This window comes from Hymenobacter cellulosivorans, assembly GCF_022919135.1.
GTDB lineage: Bacteria > Bacteroidota > Bacteroidia > Cytophagales > Hymenobacteraceae > Hymenobacter > Hymenobacter cellulosivorans.
The window spans coordinates 5,392,482-5,409,845 of sequence record NZ_CP095049.1; the positions used below are offsets into that span (position 1 = coordinate 5,392,482).

The following is a 17,364-nucleotide window of genomic DNA, read 5'->3' on the forward strand; positions in this document are numbered from 1 at the left end:
GCTACCACACCGCTTGTAACGCATGATGTCCGCCTCGGACTGAGGTGGGCATCATGCGTTACAGGCTGGGGCTTAGCTTGCTATGCTCGTACCGGTAAGGTGATGCGGAATGTGGTGCCCCGGCCCTCTTCTGACTCCACGGCCAGCGTGCCGCCGTGGCCCGTGCTGATAATATCATGACTCAACGACAAGCCCAGGCCAGTGCCTTCGCCCACGGGCTTGGTCGTGAAAAACGGCTGAAAAATCTTGGCCCGTACCTCAGCGGAAATCCCCGTCCCATTGTCGCTGACGCAGATTTCCACGCTTCCGGCCAGCTGGCGGCTGCTCACGGTCACGGCGGGCTGGTACTGGCCGACGGGCAGCTGCTGCTGGCGCTGACGCACGGCGTAAAGGGCATTGGTGCACAGATTAAGCAGCACCCGGCCCAAATCGGGAGCTACTACGGCCACGGGGGGCAAAGCTGGGTCGAGCTGCCGGGTGAGCGTGGCCGCAAAGCCGGGGTGCTGGTGTTGGGCCGACTGGTAAGCCAACAGCAGCTGTTCCTCGATGAGCTGATTCAGGTCGGTGGCCTCGCGTGGGGCGCTGCCGGTGCGGGCGTGTTCCAGCATGCCCTTAATGATAGCCGTGGCCCGCTGCCCATGGGTGCTGATGTTCATGATGTTCTGCTTGAGCCCATCCAGAATTTCGCGCTCCAGCTTCCCGTCGCGGGCCAGGCGCTGGGCCCCGTTGATTTCGTCTACCAAATCGGTACTGACCTCGGCAAACTTCTTGACGAAGCTCAGCGGATTCTGGAGCTCGTGGGCCACCCCGGCCGTCAGCTCGCCCAGAAAAGCCATTTTTTCGCGCTGCACCAGCTGAAACTGCGCGGTTTTGAGCTCCGCCAACGACGCCTGCAGCGCCGCGTTGGCCCGTTGCTGCACCCGGTAGTGCCGCACCAGCAGGGCCACCAGCACCAACAGCCCCACCAGCAGCCCCACCAACCCATAGGTGCGGTAGTGAGCTTTAAGGGCAGTCTGTTCGGCGGCAGCCTTCTGTTCCCGTTGCCGGGCCTGGTAGTTGATATTTTGCAGGCGCATCACCTTCTCCTGCCCGAAGAGCGTGTCTTTCATGGCCAGCAGCAAGGTCTGGTATTTTAGCGCACTGTCGGCCGAACCGCGGGTTTTGAAGTCCTGGGTCAGCAGGGTACTGGCATTGAGCACACCCCGCAGAAAGCCGTTGCGCTGGGCCGCCTGGCAGCCCAGACGGGCGTAGTAAATGCTGGAATCGAGGCGGCCCTGCTGCTGATAGAGCGTGGCCAGCCCCACGTAGGCAAAGTTGCTGCTGCGCTGGTGCCCCAGGGCCGCCGACTCTACAATGCTGCGCTGGTAATAGTCGCGGGCCTGGGCCCACCGGCCCTGCTTGCGCGCCACTTGGCCCAGGCCGTAGAGGATGTAGTTGGTGGACGAGTGCAGGCGCCGGGCCAGGGCGTAAGCTTGCTCCTGATAGTAGCTGGCCGAGTCGAGCTGATTATACAGGTCGTAGGCCAGGCCAATGTTGCTGAGTTCGATGACCATGCGCCGCTCGTCGCGGAGCTTTTCTCCAATACGCAAGGCCTGGAAATAGTACGAGAGACCCTGCTGCCGGTCGCGCAGATACACGTAGATAATGCCGATACTGCGCAGGTTCTGGGCCTGCAGGCGCAGGTCGTGGTGGGTTTCGGCCAGGCGCAGCGAAGCCTGAAACAACTCCAGAGCCCGGGCCAGGTTTCGTTCGCGCAGGGCAGCGCCCAGGCGGTTCAGCGCCTCGCCTTCCCCGTGTACGTAGCGGGCGCGGCGGGCCAGGGCCAGGGCCCGGTGGGCATACGCCTCAGCCGAATCGGTGCGCTGCACCCAATATTGGTCACTGATGGCACAGAACAGCAGCACCCGGCTCGTATCGGGCTGGGGCTGCCGGACTAAGCGGCGCAGGCTGTCCAGGGCCGGGCTTTGGCCCAGGGCCGAATGGCTGCTCGCCGCACACAAGAAGAAAAAGAGGCAAAGGGTCCGCAGGCTGCGGAAGCAAGAAAGCATGTAACGGGTAAAAACAGAGACCAGGCAATATAGCGCGGCAAGCCAGCCACCGACGGCTAAGCGCCACGGTTGCGCCGGCGAATATCTGGTTAAATAGCGTAATACTCGCTATGCACACTATATGGTAACAATGGCTTCTGGCAGGAAGCGCCACGCCAGCCAGCCCAGCAGTATTAAGCAGCGGTAGAGCTGATAAGAATTAGCTCTACCGCTGGGCTGGCTAAGCCGCTTTTTTGCTGCGAATGTAGTCCTGCACCACCTGTTCAAGGATTTCCAACGGCAGGGCCCCGTTTTGCAGCACCACGTCGTGGAAGTCGCGCAGGTCGAAGCGGGGGCCGAGCTGCTCTTTGGCCAGTTCGCGCAGCTCCAGAATCTTGAGCATGCCAATCTTGTAAGCGCAGGCCTGCCCGGGCATCACGATGTAGCGCTCCACTTCGGCCACCACATCCGACTCGGCCATGCCCGTGGTCTGGCGCATGTACTTGATGGCCTGCTCCCGGGTCCAGCGCTGGTCGTGCAGGCCCGTGTCCACTACGAGACGGGCGGCCCGGAAGAGCTCGGCGCGCAGGCGGCCCAGGTTGTCGTAGGGGTCCTGCTCAAAGCCCAGCTCCGAGGCTACCCGCTCGGCGTACAGGGCCCAGCCTTCGGTGTAGGCCGTAAAGGGCACCAGCTTCCGAAAGGTAGGCAAGCCCTGGAGCTCCTGCTGAATGCCAATCTGAAAGTGGTGGCCCGGAATTCCTTCGTGGTAGGCCAGCGTGTGCATGCCAAACTTGGGCGTGGCCTTTACGTCGTAGAGACTGGCATAGAACACGCCGGGTCGGGAACCGTCGAGGGCGCCCCGCTCGTAGTAGGCGCCGGCCGAAGTTTTCTCCTTGAACACCGGCACCCGGCGCACTTCCAGCGAGGCCTTGGGCCGGATGCGGAAGGCGTTATCCAGGCCCTTGTCGACTTCGGTCAGAATGCGGCGGTAGTCAGCCAGAATCTGGGCCCGGCCGCTGTCGGAGTCGGCGTACAGGAAGCGGGGCTCCTCGCCGAGGCGGGCCAGGGTGGGGCCCACGCTGTCGGCGCCGGGCACCTGCTGAGCCCGCAGAATCTTCTGCATTTCGGCCGTAATGCGGGCCACCTCGCGCAACCCCAGGGCGTGAATCTGGGCGGCACTCAGGTTGGTGGTAGTACTGGAGCGCAGGCAGTGGGCGTAGTAAGCGGCCCCGTTGGGGAATTTCCACACGCCCGCGTCGTTCGTGGAGCGCGGGCGCAGCCCGGTAAAGTAGGTAATCAGCTGCTGGTAGGCCGGATACACCGAGGTTTTGATCTGGCGCTTGGCCTCGGCCAGCAATTCGGCCTGGGCTGTGGCATCGACGCCGTCGGCCTTTTTGAGCTTTTCGGCCAACGACGTGTACAGAATGTTCTGCTCGGGCTCTTGCGCCACCAGGGCCTGCATTTCGGCCAGTACTTTGTCGATAACGAAAGTGGGCGGCACCACGCCGCGCTGCTCCCGCACCCGGAGGCCTTCGAGCACCTGCCCAAACTTACGGCCCACGGCCGCCAGCCGCTCGTTGTAGTATTCCGCGTCGCGGCGGTTGTGCACCTGGTGCACGTTGGCCATGAAAGCGGGAAAATCGTTTTGCACCCCAAACAGCTGATTGACCGGGTAATTGTGGTAGCGGAAGGACGAGGCCGCCGCCGCGTTGGTCATAAACCAGTCGAGTACTTGGTAGTTGAGCCGGTCCTGGCCGCGCATGCCAGTGGTGTCGTAGCGGTGCAGGGTGGCCAAGTCGGTGCGCAGCCGTTCCTGGACGCGGGTCGCCTCGGCCTCGGAGGCGTCGTTGAGCTTGCGGTTGTGACCCTGAATTCCCAGTCCTTCCACTAGGCGCAGGCTAGAAAGCAGCTCGGGGGAGTCGAAGGCGACCTGGGCAAACACTTTTTCATAAAACAGCCGGATAAACACAGGCTTAAACCAGATGGTATTAATGGCTAGCGCGGCCACGACCAGTAGCACGGCCCCCAGGAAGCCCAGTATAATTTTCTTCATGCCTAAAGAAAGGCATCCGCCGACAGGTTTACAACCGCCTCACCCCGGCTACTGACGCGCCAGGGTACAGTTGAGCTTACGCAAGCGCTGCAAGAGCCTTAGCCTTTGCCTACTGCCGAGCTTTCAGCCTGCCCGGGTGCCCAAGCCCACATTTACAAATAATTGAGCATCAATTCGCAGCAAGCCTCCGCCCGGCTACGAAAAGCACTAGGCGAAGTTGCTGACGAACGGCAAATAATGTTGCTACATTATTTGCCGTTTGGGCCGGTTGTTCCACGGCTGGGTCGTAACTTTGCCCAAGCTCCCGGCTGTTATTCATTTCTACCGACCTTTCAGTATGCCTGCCCCTACCCCCGCTGTCGACTACCAAAAGCTGTTCCGGTCGTTGCCCGAAAACCTGATGCTGATGACGCCCGACGTCACCATCATCGACAATACCGACGGCCACGAGCAGGTGTCGCTCAAAAAGCGGGAGGAGATTATCGGGCGCGACTTCTTTGACGCCTTTCCGTCGGTCGACCAGAACCAGGGCGACATTATCTTTCAGTCGCAGGACCACGTGCGCCGTTTCCGCGAGCCGCATGCCATGCCCGTGATTCGCTACGATCTGGCGGTACCGGCCGAGCGCGGCGGCGGCTTTGAGGAACTATACTGGCAGGCCACGCACTACCCGATTCTGGACGAGAGCGGGGAGCTGCTCTACATTCTGCAGCGCACCCAAAACGTAACCGAGCAGTACCGGGCCGAGCAGCTGCGGCTGGCGGCCCAGAAAGAGCTGGCCGAAGCTCAGGACCGCACCCGCTTTATCCTGGAGTCCTTGCCGGTGCTGATCTGGACGGCAACCCCTGATGGCCTGCGCGACTTTTTCAACCAGCGCTGGCTCACGTTTACAGGCAAGGAGAGCGCCGAAGCCCTGGGCGAGCAGTGGCTCGACTCGGTGCACCCCGAGGACCGTCCCACCGTGGCCCGTACCTGGCACGAGTCGGTTATCAAGGGTACCGTGTACCAGGTGGAATACCGCCTGCGCCGCCACGACGGACAGTACCGCTGGGTGCTGGTGCGGGCCACGCCCCGCCGCAACGCCGAAGGCAACATCACTATGTGGGTGGGCTGCGGCACCGACATTCACGACCAGAAACAGCTGGTGCAGGAGCTCCTGGAGGCCAATGAGCAGCAGTCGGCGCTGTCAGACCAGGCGTACCAGGCATATCAGCTGGCCCAGAGCCAGAAGGAAACGTTCCACAACCTGTTTGAGCAGGCTCCGGCGCTAATCTGCATCCTGCGTGGCCCCGAGCACCTGTTCGAGTTTGTAAATCCGCGCTATCAGGAGCTGTTCCGGGGTCGGCAGCTGGTGGGCAAAACCGTGGTGGAGGCCCTGCCAGAGGTAGTAGAGCAAGGTTTCGTAGACCTGCTCAACAACGTATATACTACCGGCGAAACTTTCTATGGCGACGAAATTTCCATCATGGTAGAAGGCCCCGAGGGCACCGCGGCCCGGCAGCTGTTCCTGAACTTTACCTACCAGCAGTTCTCCGAGCACGGCCAAAAAGCCGGCATCACCGTGTTTGCCTACGACGTTACCGACCTGGTGCAGGCCCGCAAGTCGATTGAAAGAAGTGAGGGGGGTGCGACGCATGCTTCCTAATTCCATGGCTCTAGTTTCTCTGCCCTCGGGCCCCATTTCCCCACAGCCATGGATATAACCGCTCTGGATTTCCAACAGGCCCGTATCAAGCAGGTCCTGTTTAAGTCGCGGCTGCGCTCCGTGCTCTACGGGGTGCGCGAAGCCGACCCGTCCCTTTTCTCCCTGCGCGACAATCCGCTGGCCCAGTGGCTGACGGCCGTGGTAAAGCCCAAGTACAGCACCCGGCCCGAGGTGCTGGAGATTGAGCGCGCCATTCAGAACATGCTCAACGCCAGCCAGAAACTCGTAACCCAGTACCAGCGCGGCCACATCGAAGAGTCGCGCGCCGGCCTGGAGCAAGTCGACATCTACGCCGACCAAATCGAGAAGCTGCTGCAGAAAATTGAACGGTCGTCGGCTACGGCGGCATAGGTACGCCTGTTGGCTCGGTTTTGAAAAAGCCCGGGGCTCTAACTGAGCGCCGGGCTTTTTTACTGCGGTTCGGGCTGGCACAACGGCCCACCTACCGGTTTTTAAGCGAAGATATTCGTGTAGCTTGCGCCCCCTAACAGTTTTCGTATTCCTTGTATTTATGCAGCGTAACGTACTAGCCGGCCTCTTTTTTTTGTTGGCGGGCCACTCCGCCGCGGCTCAGCACAATTCCTATAACATCACCGACAGCGTGAAGGTCTACCTCGATAAGAGTCTGGACTTGCTGCAGCAGCACGCCCTGCACCGGGCCCGAGTCGACTGGCCCAAGCTGCGCGAGGCGGCGTACACCCGCGCGGCCGGGGCCACTACCTACGAGGCCCTGACGCCGGTGTACCCCTTTCTGTTCGAGCAAATTGACGACCACCACGGCTGGTACAGCTTCAAGGGCAAAAAGTACGGCTGGCAGAAACCGGCCGCGGCCTACACCAACACGGCCGTGCTCGACGAGCTCAAGAAGAAACCCGGGGTGCGGGTGCGGCGCGTCGGCAAAAACGTGGGCTATATCCTGCTACCGGGCAATTCAGACTTCGGCATGAGCCGCCTCAATGAAAACGCCCAGGCTATCCGGGACTCCATTTGCGCCCTGCCGGGCAAGCCCGTCAAAAGCTGGATTATTGATCTGCGCCTGAACACCGGCGGCAATATGTACCCGATGCTGGCCGGGCTGGGCACCCTGCTCGGCGATGGTACGCTGGGCGGCTTCGTGGAAGGCAGTGCCGCCCCCGGCCCGATGTGGATTATCCGCCAGGGCAATCTGTTTCTGGATACCACCCGAGTATCCAAGGTCCAGGATAAGTGCCGCAGCCCGCGCCCGAACGTGCCCATTGCGGTGCTGCTGAGCGGGCGCACGGCCAGTGCCGGCGAAGTGGTGGCCATCAGCCTGGTAGGCCGGCCCAACACCCGCAGCTTCGGGGAGCCCTCGGCCGGCTATACCACCGCCAACGACGGCCACAAGCTGCCCGGCGGCGCAGGCCTCACCATCGCCGAATCGTACGAGGTAGACCGCAACGGCAAAGCGTACACCGACCAGCTCCGGCCCGACGTGGAGATTATCGGTGGGGACAACTTTGCTACTTTTGCGGCCGACCAAAAAATTCAGGCGGCCCTGAAATGGCTGAAGAAAGTGCGCTAATCGCTTTTTCAGCTGCTGCCTTCTTCCCTCCTGCCATCATGACCCTGACCTGGACCAGCAAACCATTCGCCGACCTAACCCTGCCCGAGCTCTACGCCGTGCTGCAGCTGCGCACCGAGGTTTTTATTGTGGAGCAAAACTGTCCGTTTCAGGATATCGACGGTCAGGACCAGGTGGCTTACCACCTGCTGGGTTACACGCCCGAGGGCCAGCTGGCCGCCTACGCCCGCCTCTTCGACGCGGGCCAGTGCTACGCGCAGGTCAGCATCGGGCGGGTGGTGGTGGCGCCGGCCTTCCGGCGCTACGGCCTGGGCCAGGAGCTGATGCGCCAGGCCATTGCGCACTGCGCACAGCTGTTTGGTCCCCAGCCCATTAAAATCGGGGCCCAGCAGTACCTGACTAAGTTTTACCAGGGCTTCGGCTTCGAGCAGCGCGGGGAAATGTACCTGGAAGACGGCATTCCGCACATTTATATGGAGCGGGCCTAACTCCCATATTTTTCCGGGCCGCCGCTACCCGGAATGTTTCTGGTTTCCGGTAAGTTTAGGAGGTACACGGGGCGCTACGCAAGCTGGCGGCACGTAGGTTTGGCTCCTTCCTAATGAAATATCTGTACCTGTTTGTGCTGCTGCTTTCGGCCCTTTGCGGCCGCGCCCAGCAGTTGGCCCCGCTTAGCATTGCCCAGCACTTTGTGGCCCGGGAAGGCTGGTCCGGTTTTGCGCGCTACGTGTGCTGCGAAGTGCAGCAGCAGGCCCGGCGCCAAACCCTGGGGCAGCAGATTCCGGCCCACCTGCAGCGCACCTGCGAGGTAGTGCAGCAAACCGACAGCACCGCCGTGGTGGCCGTAGAGCTGCGCGACTCCACCGGCGGCAACGACTTCTACCTGCATTTTGTGCGGCAGAACACCTGGAAGCTGCAGGCCGTGCGCGGGCTGGGCATGACCAACTTTGGCCGGCAGATGCTCACCGTGCTCGAAGGCCTGCCGGCCGATGAGCGGGCCCGCTACAACCAGACCCATCCCAAAGCTGAGTACGATTTCACAGTAGGCAACATTCGCCTCTGGATTGGCTCCGATGCCGACATCGAAGCCCATTTTACTCAGCACCAGGCCGATTTTGAGAAAACTGTGCGCCTGCTCCAGGCGGGCTCCTACTTCCGCTCCGAGCCGGCCGACGAAGCCGCCGCCAACGCCGATCCGGCCATTGATGCGCTACTCAAATCATTATATATCAGCCGCGTTACGCGCAAAAGCACCGACTGCGACGCCTGCTTTGCCTTTGTCATCGGGGGGCTGATTGACAACACCGTGGGCCTGCTCTACGAGCCCGACGAAAGCAAAGTACCAGCCATGCACCCTGGGTCTTTGATTGTAGTCAAGCCCCTGGGCCACGGCTGGTACCTGTTCAAAACGACGTAAAGTGGCTTAGGTCGTAACCTGAGCCGGCACGGCCTTGCGCTGGCCGAAGCGCTGCTCCCATTCGGCTTCCAGCATGCTCATTTCCGTTAGGCTCCAGTACGAGCCGTTGAAGTAGAGACTGTCGCGGGAAGTGCCCTCGAGTACCATGCCGGCCTTGGTGTAGCAGCCGATGGCGCCCTGGTTGAAATCGTACACGCCCAGGGCAATGCGGTGCAGGCCGAGCTGCTCGAAGCCAACTTTGAGCACCGCCCGTATCATCTCCTGGCACACGCCGCGCCCCCGCTGCCCGGTGTTGCCGACCAGCACCCGGCTGATGCGGCCCGAACGGTTTTTGCGGCTGATACCGCCCAGGGAAATATGCCCCACCACCTCGTTGGTTTCGGTATCAACGGCCTTATAGACGAAGGCGTCGGAAGTGTGCGGGTCGTTGGTATCCTCGATGTACCAGGCCAGGCTTTCCTCAGTCAAAGGAAATGAGAACAGCGACCCGGACCAATTCATCAACAATTCCTCGTCGGTAATCCACTCAATTAGCTGTTTGAAATCGGCTTGGGTGAACTGTTCCAGTCTAATCATAAATAGTACTTTTCTTGAAATGGTTAAAAAAACTCGAAGCAAGCTCGGCCCGGCCAGCACGACGGTAGCCGTACAGAAGCTGTGAAAACAGAAGAATCGGGAGCGTAATCCGGGCCGGGCCCACGCGGCAGCAAGTTACACAAATCCGAGCCGAAGCTGAAGCGTAACGACCACCTATATTTAGCTAACTCCGGGCTGGCCGATAAAATTTCCGACGCGGGCCGTTTTTTGCCGTTTAATACACCTTTTGCGGGCGTGGCCGGCAGTCGTGGGGCTGCGGCACTCCTGCTTTTCGCCCGGTTTACCCGCTTATGCTTTCCACCTCTTCCCGTCTTCTGTTGCTGGCCTTCAGCAGCTTGATGTCCGTTTCGGCCGCCGCTCAGGCCCTGCACCCCGATAAAAAAGTAGCCAAGGCGTTGCAGAAAGTGCAGCCCGGCGACCTGAAGGCCCACATTCAGTACCTGGCCGATGATAAGCTGCTGGGCCGGCGCCCCGGCACGCCCGGCTACCAGATGGCCGTCGACTACGTGACCCAGCAGCTGCAAAGCCTGGGCGTGCAGCCCGCCGGCGACGCGGGTACCTTCGTGCAGCGGGTGCGGCTGCGCAAGGCCTTCAGCAACCCGGCCCAGACCAAGCTGCTTCTCAGCAACGGCCCCGATGCCCCCATGCCCCTGGCCCCGGCCCAGGAATTTGTGCTCTACCCCAACCCCGACGCACCGAGCGTATCGGTAAATGCCCCGCTGGCCTTTGCCGGCTACGGCATCAGCGCCCCCGAACTAGGCTACGACGACTACGCCGGCCTCGACGCGCGCGGTAAGGTGGTGGTCGTGTTGCGCGGGGCCCCCAAGGCGTTTCCGTCCACGGTGGCCGCCGCCAGTCAGGATGTGCTGGCGATTCTGCAGAATGCCGTGCGGCACGGCGCGGTAGGGGTGCTGGTAGCTTCGCAAAGCCCGAAGGCAGCCTTGCCCAACTTTAAGCAAGGCGTGTTCAGCGTGCTCGATGCCGAAGGGAAAGTGGCGGCCTCCCGCTCCTTTGTGCCGGGCGTGCAGCTGCTCGGAGCCGTGAGTGCCGGCACGCTGCAAACCCTGCTGCGCACGGCCGCCTCCGATACCAGCGCCGCTTACGCGGCCCTGCGGGCCGGCCGGCCCGCGTCCGTGGCGTTGCGCAGCTCGATGAAAGCCACCAATATTTCCACGTACCAGGACCTGGACAGCTACAACGTAGTGGGCAAAATAACCGGCTCCGACGCCCGGCTGCGCGACGAGTACGTGGTACACAGTGCCCACCTCGACCACCTGGGCGTGGGCGTGCCGGTGAAGGGTGACTCTATTTACAACGGGGCCCACGACAACGCCTCGGGTGTGGCCAGCGTGCTGGAAATTGCCCGGATTTATTCCCACCTACCTGAGAAAGAGAAGCCCAAACGCTCGGTGCTGCTGGTGCTCCAAACCGGGGAGGAACTGGGCCTGCTGGGCTCGGCCTATTTCGCGGCCCGGCCCACGGTGCCCCGGGAGCAAATCGTGGCCGACATTAACACCGATATGCCGACCATCATTGCCCCGCTGCTGTCGGTAGTGCCGCTGGGCGCCCAGCACTCGACGCTGGCCGAGCCCGTCAATAAGGCGGCGGAGTACCTCAAGCTGACGGTAGAAGCTGACCCCGAGCCCGAACAGAACCGCTTTATCCGCTCCGACCAGTACAGCTTCGTGCTCCAGGGCATTCCGGCCTTGCACATCAAGTACGGCAACAAAACTGCCGACGGCAAAAACAACCTGAATCAAACCGTGCAAGCCTGGCGCGCCGCCACCTACCACAAGCCCCAGGACGACCTCAACGGCACCTTCGACTTCGAGGCGGGCAAAAAGTACGTGCAGCTCAACTTTCTCATCGGCTACCAGGTAGCCCAGGCCGAACAGCGCCCCACTTGGAACCCCGGCGACTTTTTCGGCACTCGGTTCGGGCGCAAATAGCCAGGTTGTCGGGTTGCCTGCTTCGTGGTTTACGCTCTCATCGTGAGCCTGCCAGGAACCTTGCGCCCCACCGCGCCTTGCCTCCGACTCACACAAACCCGCCAGCACTTCCTTCCATGCCTTAGTAGACGACCCACCAAGAATTGCCCGGGTCGTCTACCAAGGTACGTATACGACCCTCCAAAAATTATCCAGGTCGTCTATCAGAGTACGTAGATGACCCTCCAACATTTACCTGGGTCGTCTACCACAGCCCACGCCACCACCCAGCGGGGGCAAGCGACCCCGCTCCAGCATTTTCACACCTCCGGCAGGCGGATGCTTTCCAGGTAGGGCATCAGGTTGTGCGAATCCTGGAAGAGGTGAATAAACAGGATGTGCTCCTCGCCCTTGCCCCGCCAGACCTCGGCGTAAAAGTCGCCCAGGGCGTAGAGCTGCAGCTCGAAGCTGTCCTGCCGCCGGTCGGACAAGAAGTGCCCGCTCCGGCGCAGAACGTCGGCTTGCTGGCCCATGGGCAACTGTTTGAAGGAAACTAAACGCATACGAGCAGACACAACCGGCCGGCCCCGGCGTGGGTTCCGGGCCGGGGCACTTCCCCGGAAAGTTCGGCAGCAGCTCGCGGATAACTTCTATTTTTCGCCAGTAATTGCTCCTTTCTCACCCTTAGCTTCCTTGATGAAGACCCTCCGCTTTCCCCACCCGCTCGTGCTGCTGGTTGGATTTATCTTGCTGGCCACGCTGCTGAGCTACGTGCTGCCCGCCGGCGAGTTTGCCCGCCACGCCGACGCCGCTACCGGCCGCGACGTGGTGGTGCCCGGCTCCTACCACCACGTGCCCGCCACGCCGGTTTCCCCGCTGGATGCCATGGTCGACATCCCCAAGGGCATGGCCGATGCCGCCGCCGTCATCTTCTTCGTATTCCTGACTGGTGGGGCCTTCACCGTCATCGACCAGACCGGGGCCCTGCGCCGGGGCGTCGACTGGCTGCTGGGTCGGCTGCGGGGCCAGGAAATGCTGGTCATCCCCATTATCTCCCTACTCTTTGCCACGATGGGGGCGTTGGAAAACATGCAGGAAGAGATTATTCCGCTGGTGCCGGTGCTGCTGGTACTGATGCGCCGGCTGGGTTACCCGGTTATTACGGCTGCGGCCGTCAGCATCGGGGCCGCTGCTGTGGGCGCTTCATTTAGCCCCCTGAACCCCTTTCAGGTTGGCATTGCCCAGAAGCTGGCCCAGTTGCCGCTGCTCTCCGGCGCAGGGTTCCGGCTGGTATTTCTGGGCCTGGCGTTGGTGGTTTGGATTGGGGGCACGATGCGCTACGCGGCTAAAAACCGGGTAATTCCCGAGCTGGGCACTGAAGACGAAGGTACTGCCGCCGGGGCCGGCCGGCACGGCATCGTGCTGCTGCTCCTGTTGCTGACTTTCGCCGTGTTTACCTACGGCGTGCTGAACCTGGGCTGGGAGTTTGAGCAGATGGGCGCATTGTTTTTCGTGCTGGGCGTGCTGGCCGGCCTCATCGGCGGCCTGGGACTCAACGGCACGGCCGATGCCTTTATCGTGGGATTCCGCGACCTGGCTTTTTCCGCCCTGCTCATCGGTTTTGCCCGGGCTATTTTCGTGGTGCTGGAGCAAGGCCATATTGTGGATACCATCGTCAACGGCTTGTCGGCGCCGCTGGCTCAGCTGCCCGTCACGCTCTCGGCCCTGAGCATGATTGGGGTGCATACGGCCCTGCACCTGCCCGTGCCCAGCGTGAGCGGGCAGGCCGTGCTGACCATGCCCATCCTCACACCCCTCTCCGATTTGCTGGGCCTCCCACGCCAGGTCACGGTGCTGGCCTACCAGTACGGGGCCGGGCTTTGTGAGCTCATCACCCCCACCAACGGCGCGCTGGTCGCTATCGTCGCGGCCTGCGGAGTCCGCTTCGACCAGTGGTGGAAATTCGTGCTGCCGCTGTATCTGGCGTTGCTGGCGCTAGCCGCTACTGCCGTCGTTATTGGTGTAGCTATTGGGTTGACGTAGAATCTTCTTTAATACTGGGAGTAATGTTAAGCCATGTGAAGACAAAGCATCATTGCTGCCGCCGAATAGTTATTTTACCAGATAAATACGCAAAGCACTCAGAAAAGAAGATGCTCTCAAAATCTCATGCTACTATTTCACGCGGATCAATGAATAAATACCTCATCTTACTACTGGGTGCTTCGGCGTGGGGCTGTTCAGCAGACAAACAAGAAAGTTATAACCAGTTTAATACAACGCTAACCATAGCAGAAGCCTTACCAACTGGCTATGCCTTCATTGCAGCAGATCATTTGATGATAGGTGGTTCCGTCCAGTTCAAATCAATAATTCCTCTGCTAAGAAATCATAAGAATCTACAGGGCTTGATTATATCTGATCAACAGCAGCTCGATTTCAAAAATGATTTGCAGTACATAAGGGACAGTACAACAATAAAAGATATTGCTATTAACGAATGCACTGTCAGTGATTTCAAATTTCTCTATAGTATAAACGGCCTCAACAAAGTATCATTAGAGAGAAACCAGTTTACCAGAGTTCCTTTGACATTTTTTGAAAACGCAAAACTCAAGGAATTTGAAATAATTGAAGACAGTTCCTTTACCTTCTACCAGGACATCCCTATTAACAGACATCTCGAAGTAATGTCGTTAACGCGCTATTCGGATTCCACCCTGAATCCCAATCTCTACAAATTCAAAAATCTAAAAGTACTTTCTTTACAATGGTCTAATTATTCGTATCCGGACAAGCGTGTACGCAAGCTGACCAAGTTGGAGAATTTTGGCATGTTTGAAACGCCCATACTTAAAAACAGGGACAGAATGAAAGAGCTGGAAAGTTACTTACCTGCTACTTGCTATTTAATGGAATTCCGTCCTCCCATGTAGACTTATTAGTCAGTTTTTTTCAATAACCGTTATATAGCCTTTGATTATTTTACTAGAAAGCCCTTTCCCGTAACAACGAGAAAAGACTTTTCACATCAGGAAGCGCAGCACATTTCATAGGCGGATTGCTTCGCTCGCAAGGACATGAGCTGAGCATTAGCACGTCAAGGTACAGCAGCACACTAAAATCAGCTCAGCCGCAGCTCGTCGGCCTCGAATACACGCTTCACCTTACGCTTTTTTTCCACGAGCTGAAAGCTGGCCCGGTGCTGGGCTTCGTTCCAGTACACGTCCGAAATTAGGCCGCGGTGGGCCGGGCGGCCGGGCTCCGGGTTGGCTTCTTCCACCAGGTCGCCGAAGCTGAACGGGGGCTTGTCGTGGAGCTCCTGGAACAGCTCCCCGCTGACTTTGAACTGCTGCTCGTCGTAGCGCAGCAGAATCCAGTCTTCGGTTTCATCGATTTTCTCGAACAGCTTGCCCATGGGCTCCAGCCACTCGAAGGTGCGGCGGTTGGCGGGGTGAATGTAGCGGAAGCCGAAATCGGGCGTCCAGGAATAAAGGCCGTAGGTGACTGGTTTAGGACGAGCCATGAGTGCGGAGTAAAGATAAAAAACAGCGTACCGGGCCCCGAGTGGCCGATTTGGCCGGGGCAGCCAGCAGCTGATTATAACAGCAAAACTCCGCTATTTATTCCCGCCCGGCAATTTTATGACTAATACTTCAGCCGGTTTTTTCCCAGATTCCCGCCGGAGTACAACCCGTTTTTCTACGGAGGAAAATCCGCCTTTTTCCCTATAACTCCCCGCCATACCCTTGCCGTTCAAGTATTTCTGCTTTGGCCCAGGGAGGGGTCCCAGCAGACTACACCATATAAACAGAGCGGGGAAACAATGAAAAAAGAGGAAATTCACTTAGGTGACTGGCAACGCATTGTCCTGGGCAATGCCCCGGGCGAGTACATGCTCGAAGTGGTCCTGCGGACGCTGATTATCTACGTCGTGCTACTGGTATTCATCCGGCTGCTAGGCAAGCGCATGGGGGCCCAGCTTACCATTACCGAAATGGCCGTGATGCTCACGCTGGGGGCTATTATCGCCGTGCCGGCCCAGATACCCGACCGGGGCCTGCTGCCGGCCTTCGTGCTGCTGGGCACCGTACTGCTGCTGCAGCGAGGGGTAAACTGGCTGGCCCTGAAAAACCGCAAAGTGGAAGTGGTGGTGCAGAGCGACGTGAGTTTGCTGCTGAAAAACGGGGTGCTGAATACTGCTGAAATGAAGAAGATGGACATTTCCCACGAGCAGGTATTTGCCCACCTGCGCTCCAAAGACGTGCTGCACTTAGGCCAGCTTTGCCGGGTGTACCTCGAATCGGGTGGGCACTTCAGCGTATTTCGCTACCCGGAGCCGCAGCCCGGCCTGAGCGTGCTGCCCGATTGGGATGAGCGCCTGCGCGACGAGCAGCAGCAGGAGTCCGGCCTGAGCGCTTGCCTCTACTGCGGCAACGTGCAGCACCAGGTGTCGGCCAAAACCCAGTGCACCAACTGCGGCCACCAGCAGTGGACCTACGCCGTGCAGCCCCAGAGCCTGGTGGAGCAAGAAGCCGAAGCCCGCTAAAGCAAGTATTCTATTCTATTGAAAACGCCCCCGCTCACTGGGCGGGGCTTATCTTCTTTTGCATGAAACCCGAAGAAATTCACCTCACCGACTATATGCGCATACTTCTGGGGCAGGTGCCCTGGAGCTTTTTGCTGGAAGTAGCCATTCGCGCCATCTTTCTCTACGCCCTGATTGTGGTGTCGATGCGCCTGATGGGCAAGCGGATGTCGTCGCAGCTGAGCCGGCACGAGTTGGCCGCCATTTCGTCCATTGCCGCCGCCATCGGGGTTCCCATTCAGGCCCCCGACCGGGGTCTGCTGCCGGCCTTGCTTATTGCGGCAGTTATTATAGCCGTGCAGCGCCTGGTTTTCTGGGAGTCGTATCGGAACAGAAAATTCGAGACGGTCACTCAAGGCCAGGTATCGGCGATGGTCGAGGATGGCTGCCTGCAGTACGATGCCATGCGGGAATCGGTCTTGTCGCAGGAGCGGGTGTTTGCCGAACTGCGCCAGAAGGGCTACGACAACCTGGGCAAGGTCCGGCGCATGTACATGGAAGCTAGCGGGGCCTTCACCATTGTACCCCAGAGCCCGCCCCGCCCCGGCCTGACGCTGATTCCGAGCTGGGACGAAGACTTTCTGCGCGACCAGCACAAAGCCCCCGACACCTACGCCTGCTGTCACTGCGGCAACGTACAGCATTCGCACCAACAGCAGCCCGGGACTTGCTCCAACTGCCAGCACCAGGAATGGTCGCCGGCGGTAGTAGCCGCGTAGGTCGACTTACAATCGAACGTAAAACCTGTGCAAGGCCGGCGAGTCTAGGAAATTCTAGGCTTGCTGGCCTTCTGCTTGCTGCCGGGGCAGCTGCTGGGCATGAGCAATGAGCCGGTCACGGTGGGCGGAGCCGTCGTGCAGGTGGGCAAAGGAAATCTGCTGCTCCCGACCGTCGGTGCCGCGCACCAGCACGTCGGCCGCACCCACGGCTTCGACTGAGGTTACGTCGGCCCAGTTAAACTGAAACGCCGGCTGCAACAAACCTACCCGGCCGCCAAAGCCCGCAGCGTGCAGATGCAGGTGGCGGCGCTCAATAGCCCGGTACAGGTTGAAAGCCATGACCACAAAAACCACGGCCAGCGCGAAATACAGGTAGGGCAAGACGTGGAAGCTGTGAGTACCGCGGGCCAGGTCGGCGGCGTGGTGGCGGTGCAGGATGTGGTAGCCTTCCAGGGCCAGAATACCGGCTGCGGCCAGTTCCAGCCATGCCACCCGCTCGTGGTGGTGGGCGTGGCGCCTGAGGTGAAGCAGCTCCCGGACCATCAGAATCAGGTAGGCCGCGCCTACCACAAACTCCAGAATCGTCACCCCGGTCAGCGGCTCCTGCCCCATGATGGTCGCCGTGGCCGTGCTGAGCAGAATCAACGCCGGCACGATGTGCGACAGGGCTTTGCCCCGCTGCTGCCGGGCGTGGCGGTGCGTGTAGAGAGTAACCCGGTCAGAACCAGCAGAGGGAGCAGCATTCATACGGCCAAGCACGGAATTTTTCCTCAGTCCCGCAACCAGA

Annotated in this window: 16 protein-coding genes; 10 read left to right on the plus strand and 6 right to left on the minus strand. The window is 60.1% G+C overall.

What is annotated here, in order from left to right; translation table 11 throughout:
* Positions 1-80 precede the first annotated feature (80 nt).
* Together MUN80_RS22820 and MUN80_RS22825 are read right to left on the minus strand one after the other, a co-directional pair.
* The gene (locus tag MUN80_RS22820; protein ID WP_244716673.1) at positions 81-2,048 is read right to left on the minus strand and encodes a tetratricopeptide repeat-containing sensor histidine kinase; all 1,968 of its coding nucleotides are present in this window, start codon (positions 2,046-2,048) and stop codon (positions 81-83) included.
* Between the two features lie 220 nt (positions 2,049-2,268).
* Positions 2,269-4,080: a DUF885 domain-containing protein gene (locus MUN80_RS22825; RefSeq protein WP_244716674.1), complete on the minus strand. Its 1,812-nt coding sequence runs from the start codon at positions 4,078-4,080 to the stop codon at positions 2,269-2,271.
* Between the two features lie 337 nt (positions 4,081-4,417).
* On the opposite strand from MUN80_RS22825, the gene MUN80_RS22830 reads away from it, so the two are divergent.
* The 5 genes from MUN80_RS22830 to MUN80_RS22850 all read left to right on the plus strand — a co-directional run bounded on the left by MUN80_RS22830 (position 4,418) and on the right by MUN80_RS22850 (position 8,745).
* Entirely contained in the window at positions 4,418-5,725 is a 1,308-nt protein-coding gene (locus MUN80_RS22830; RefSeq protein WP_244716675.1) for a PAS domain-containing protein, read from the plus strand.
* 48 nt (positions 5,726-5,773) lie between these two features.
* Complete coding sequence (locus MUN80_RS22835; RefSeq protein WP_244716676.1) at positions 5,774-6,136, plus strand: hypothetical protein; 363 nt, start codon at positions 5,774-5,776, stop codon at positions 6,134-6,136.
* A gap of 160 nt (positions 6,137-6,296) precedes the next feature.
* Positions 6,297-7,328: a S41 family peptidase gene (locus MUN80_RS22840; protein ID WP_244716677.1), complete on the plus strand. Its 1,032-nt coding sequence runs from the start codon at positions 6,297-6,299 to the stop codon at positions 7,326-7,328.
* 38 nt (positions 7,329-7,366) lie between these two features.
* Positions 7,367-7,816 (plus strand): GNAT family N-acetyltransferase, encoded by a 450-nt coding sequence (locus tag MUN80_RS22845; protein WP_244716678.1) that lies wholly within the window; start codon positions 7,367-7,369, stop codon positions 7,814-7,816.
* A 113-nt stretch (positions 7,817-7,929) separates the two neighbouring features.
* The gene (locus tag MUN80_RS22850; RefSeq protein WP_244716680.1) at positions 7,930-8,745 is read left to right on the plus strand and encodes a hypothetical protein; all 816 of its coding nucleotides are present in this window, start codon (positions 7,930-7,932) and stop codon (positions 8,743-8,745) included.
* A gap of 6 nt (positions 8,746-8,751) precedes the next feature.
* Here MUN80_RS22850 and MUN80_RS22855 read toward each other — a convergent pair whose 3' ends face one another.
* Positions 8,752-9,321 (minus strand): GNAT family N-acetyltransferase, encoded by a 570-nt coding sequence (locus MUN80_RS22855; protein ID WP_244716682.1) that lies wholly within the window; start codon positions 9,319-9,321, stop codon positions 8,752-8,754.
* A 311-nt stretch (positions 9,322-9,632) separates the two neighbouring features.
* Between MUN80_RS22855 and MUN80_RS22860 the strand changes: the two genes are divergently transcribed.
* Positions 9,633-11,291 (plus strand): M28 family peptidase, encoded by a 1,659-nt coding sequence (locus tag MUN80_RS22860; RefSeq protein WP_244716684.1) that lies wholly within the window; start codon positions 9,633-9,635, stop codon positions 11,289-11,291.
* Between the two features lie 299 nt (positions 11,292-11,590).
* Here the strand turns inward: MUN80_RS22860 and MUN80_RS22865 are convergent, their stop codons facing one another.
* Positions 11,591-11,833 carry a hypothetical protein gene (locus MUN80_RS22865; RefSeq protein WP_244716686.1) on the minus strand — a complete coding sequence of 81 codons (243 nt, stop codon included), beginning with the start codon at positions 11,831-11,833 and terminating at the stop codon, positions 11,591-11,593.
* Between the two features lie 133 nt (positions 11,834-11,966).
* Between MUN80_RS22865 and MUN80_RS22870 the strand changes: the two genes are divergently transcribed.
* Entirely contained in the window at positions 11,967-13,313 is a 1,347-nt protein-coding gene (locus MUN80_RS22870; protein WP_244716688.1) for a YfcC family protein, read from the plus strand.
* A 35-nt stretch (positions 13,314-13,348) separates the two neighbouring features.
* Positions 13,349-14,206, plus strand: a complete 858-nt coding sequence (locus MUN80_RS22875; RefSeq protein WP_244716690.1) for a hypothetical protein — start codon at positions 13,349-13,351, stop codon at positions 14,204-14,206.
* 188 nt (positions 14,207-14,394) lie between these two features.
* Here MUN80_RS22875 and MUN80_RS22880 read toward each other — a convergent pair whose 3' ends face one another.
* Entirely contained in the window at positions 14,395-14,796 is a 402-nt protein-coding gene (locus MUN80_RS22880; protein ID WP_244716693.1) for a DUF6960 family protein, read from the minus strand.
* Positions 14,797-15,096: 300 nt separating this feature from the next.
* On the opposite strand from MUN80_RS22880, the gene MUN80_RS22885 reads away from it, so the two are divergent.
* Both MUN80_RS22885 and MUN80_RS22890 read left to right on the plus strand, forming a co-directional pair.
* Positions 15,097-15,819, plus strand: coding sequence for a DUF421 domain-containing protein (locus MUN80_RS22885; RefSeq protein ID WP_244716695.1), 723 nt, complete (start codon positions 15,097-15,099; stop codon positions 15,817-15,819).
* 62 nt (positions 15,820-15,881) lie between these two features.
* A complete protein-coding gene (locus MUN80_RS22890; RefSeq protein ID WP_244716697.1) occupies positions 15,882-16,577 on the plus strand; it encodes a DUF421 domain-containing protein in 696 nt (231 codons plus the stop codon).
* Between the two features lie 54 nt (positions 16,578-16,631).
* Here MUN80_RS22890 and MUN80_RS22895 read toward each other — a convergent pair whose 3' ends face one another.
* Positions 16,632-17,324, minus strand: coding sequence for a hypothetical protein (locus MUN80_RS22895; protein WP_244716699.1), 693 nt, complete (start codon positions 17,322-17,324; stop codon positions 16,632-16,634).
* Positions 17,325-17,364: the final 40 nt, after the last annotated feature.

Excerpts from the sequence above, each read along its gene's own strand:
- MUN80_RS22865 (WP_244716686.1), bottom strand. The coding sequence starts at position 11,833 with ATGCGTTTAGTTTCCTTCAAACAGTTGCCCATGGGCCAGCAAGCCGAC.
- MUN80_RS22870 (WP_244716688.1), top strand. The coding sequence starts at position 11,967 with ATGAAGACCCTCCGCTTTCCCCACCCGCTCGTGCTGCTGGTTGGATTT.
- MUN80_RS22895 (WP_244716699.1), bottom strand. The coding sequence starts at position 17,324 with ATGAATGCTGCTCCCTCTGCTGGTTCTGACCGGGTTACTCTCTACACG.
- MUN80_RS22845 (WP_244716678.1), top strand. The coding sequence starts at position 7,367 with ATGACCCTGACCTGGACCAGCAAACCATTCGCCGACCTAACCCTGCCC.
- MUN80_RS22860 (WP_244716684.1), top strand. The coding sequence starts at position 9,633 with ATGCTTTCCACCTCTTCCCGTCTTCTGTTGCTGGCCTTCAGCAGCTTG.
- MUN80_RS22880 (WP_244716693.1), bottom strand. The coding sequence starts at position 14,796 with ATGGCTCGTCCTAAACCAGTCACCTACGGCCTTTATTCCTGGACGCCC.
- MUN80_RS22890 (WP_244716697.1), top strand. The coding sequence starts at position 15,882 with ATGAAACCCGAAGAAATTCACCTCACCGACTATATGCGCATACTTCTG.
- MUN80_RS22830 (WP_244716675.1), top strand. The coding sequence starts at position 4,418 with ATGCCTGCCCCTACCCCCGCTGTCGACTACCAAAAGCTGTTCCGGTCG.
- MUN80_RS22885 (WP_244716695.1), top strand. The coding sequence starts at position 15,097 with ATGAAAAAAGAGGAAATTCACTTAGGTGACTGGCAACGCATTGTCCTG.
- MUN80_RS22855 (WP_244716682.1), bottom strand. The coding sequence starts at position 9,321 with ATGATTAGACTGGAACAGTTCACCCAAGCCGATTTCAAACAGCTAATT.
- MUN80_RS22850 (WP_244716680.1), top strand. The coding sequence starts at position 7,930 with ATGAAATATCTGTACCTGTTTGTGCTGCTGCTTTCGGCCCTTTGCGGC.
- MUN80_RS22825 (WP_244716674.1), bottom strand. The coding sequence starts at position 4,080 with ATGAAGAAAATTATACTGGGCTTCCTGGGGGCCGTGCTACTGGTCGTG.
- MUN80_RS22835 (WP_244716676.1), top strand. The coding sequence starts at position 5,774 with ATGGATATAACCGCTCTGGATTTCCAACAGGCCCGTATCAAGCAGGTC.
- MUN80_RS22820 (WP_244716673.1), bottom strand. The coding sequence starts at position 2,048 with ATGCTTTCTTGCTTCCGCAGCCTGCGGACCCTTTGCCTCTTTTTCTTC.
- MUN80_RS22840 (WP_244716677.1), top strand. The coding sequence starts at position 6,297 with ATGCAGCGTAACGTACTAGCCGGCCTCTTTTTTTTGTTGGCGGGCCAC.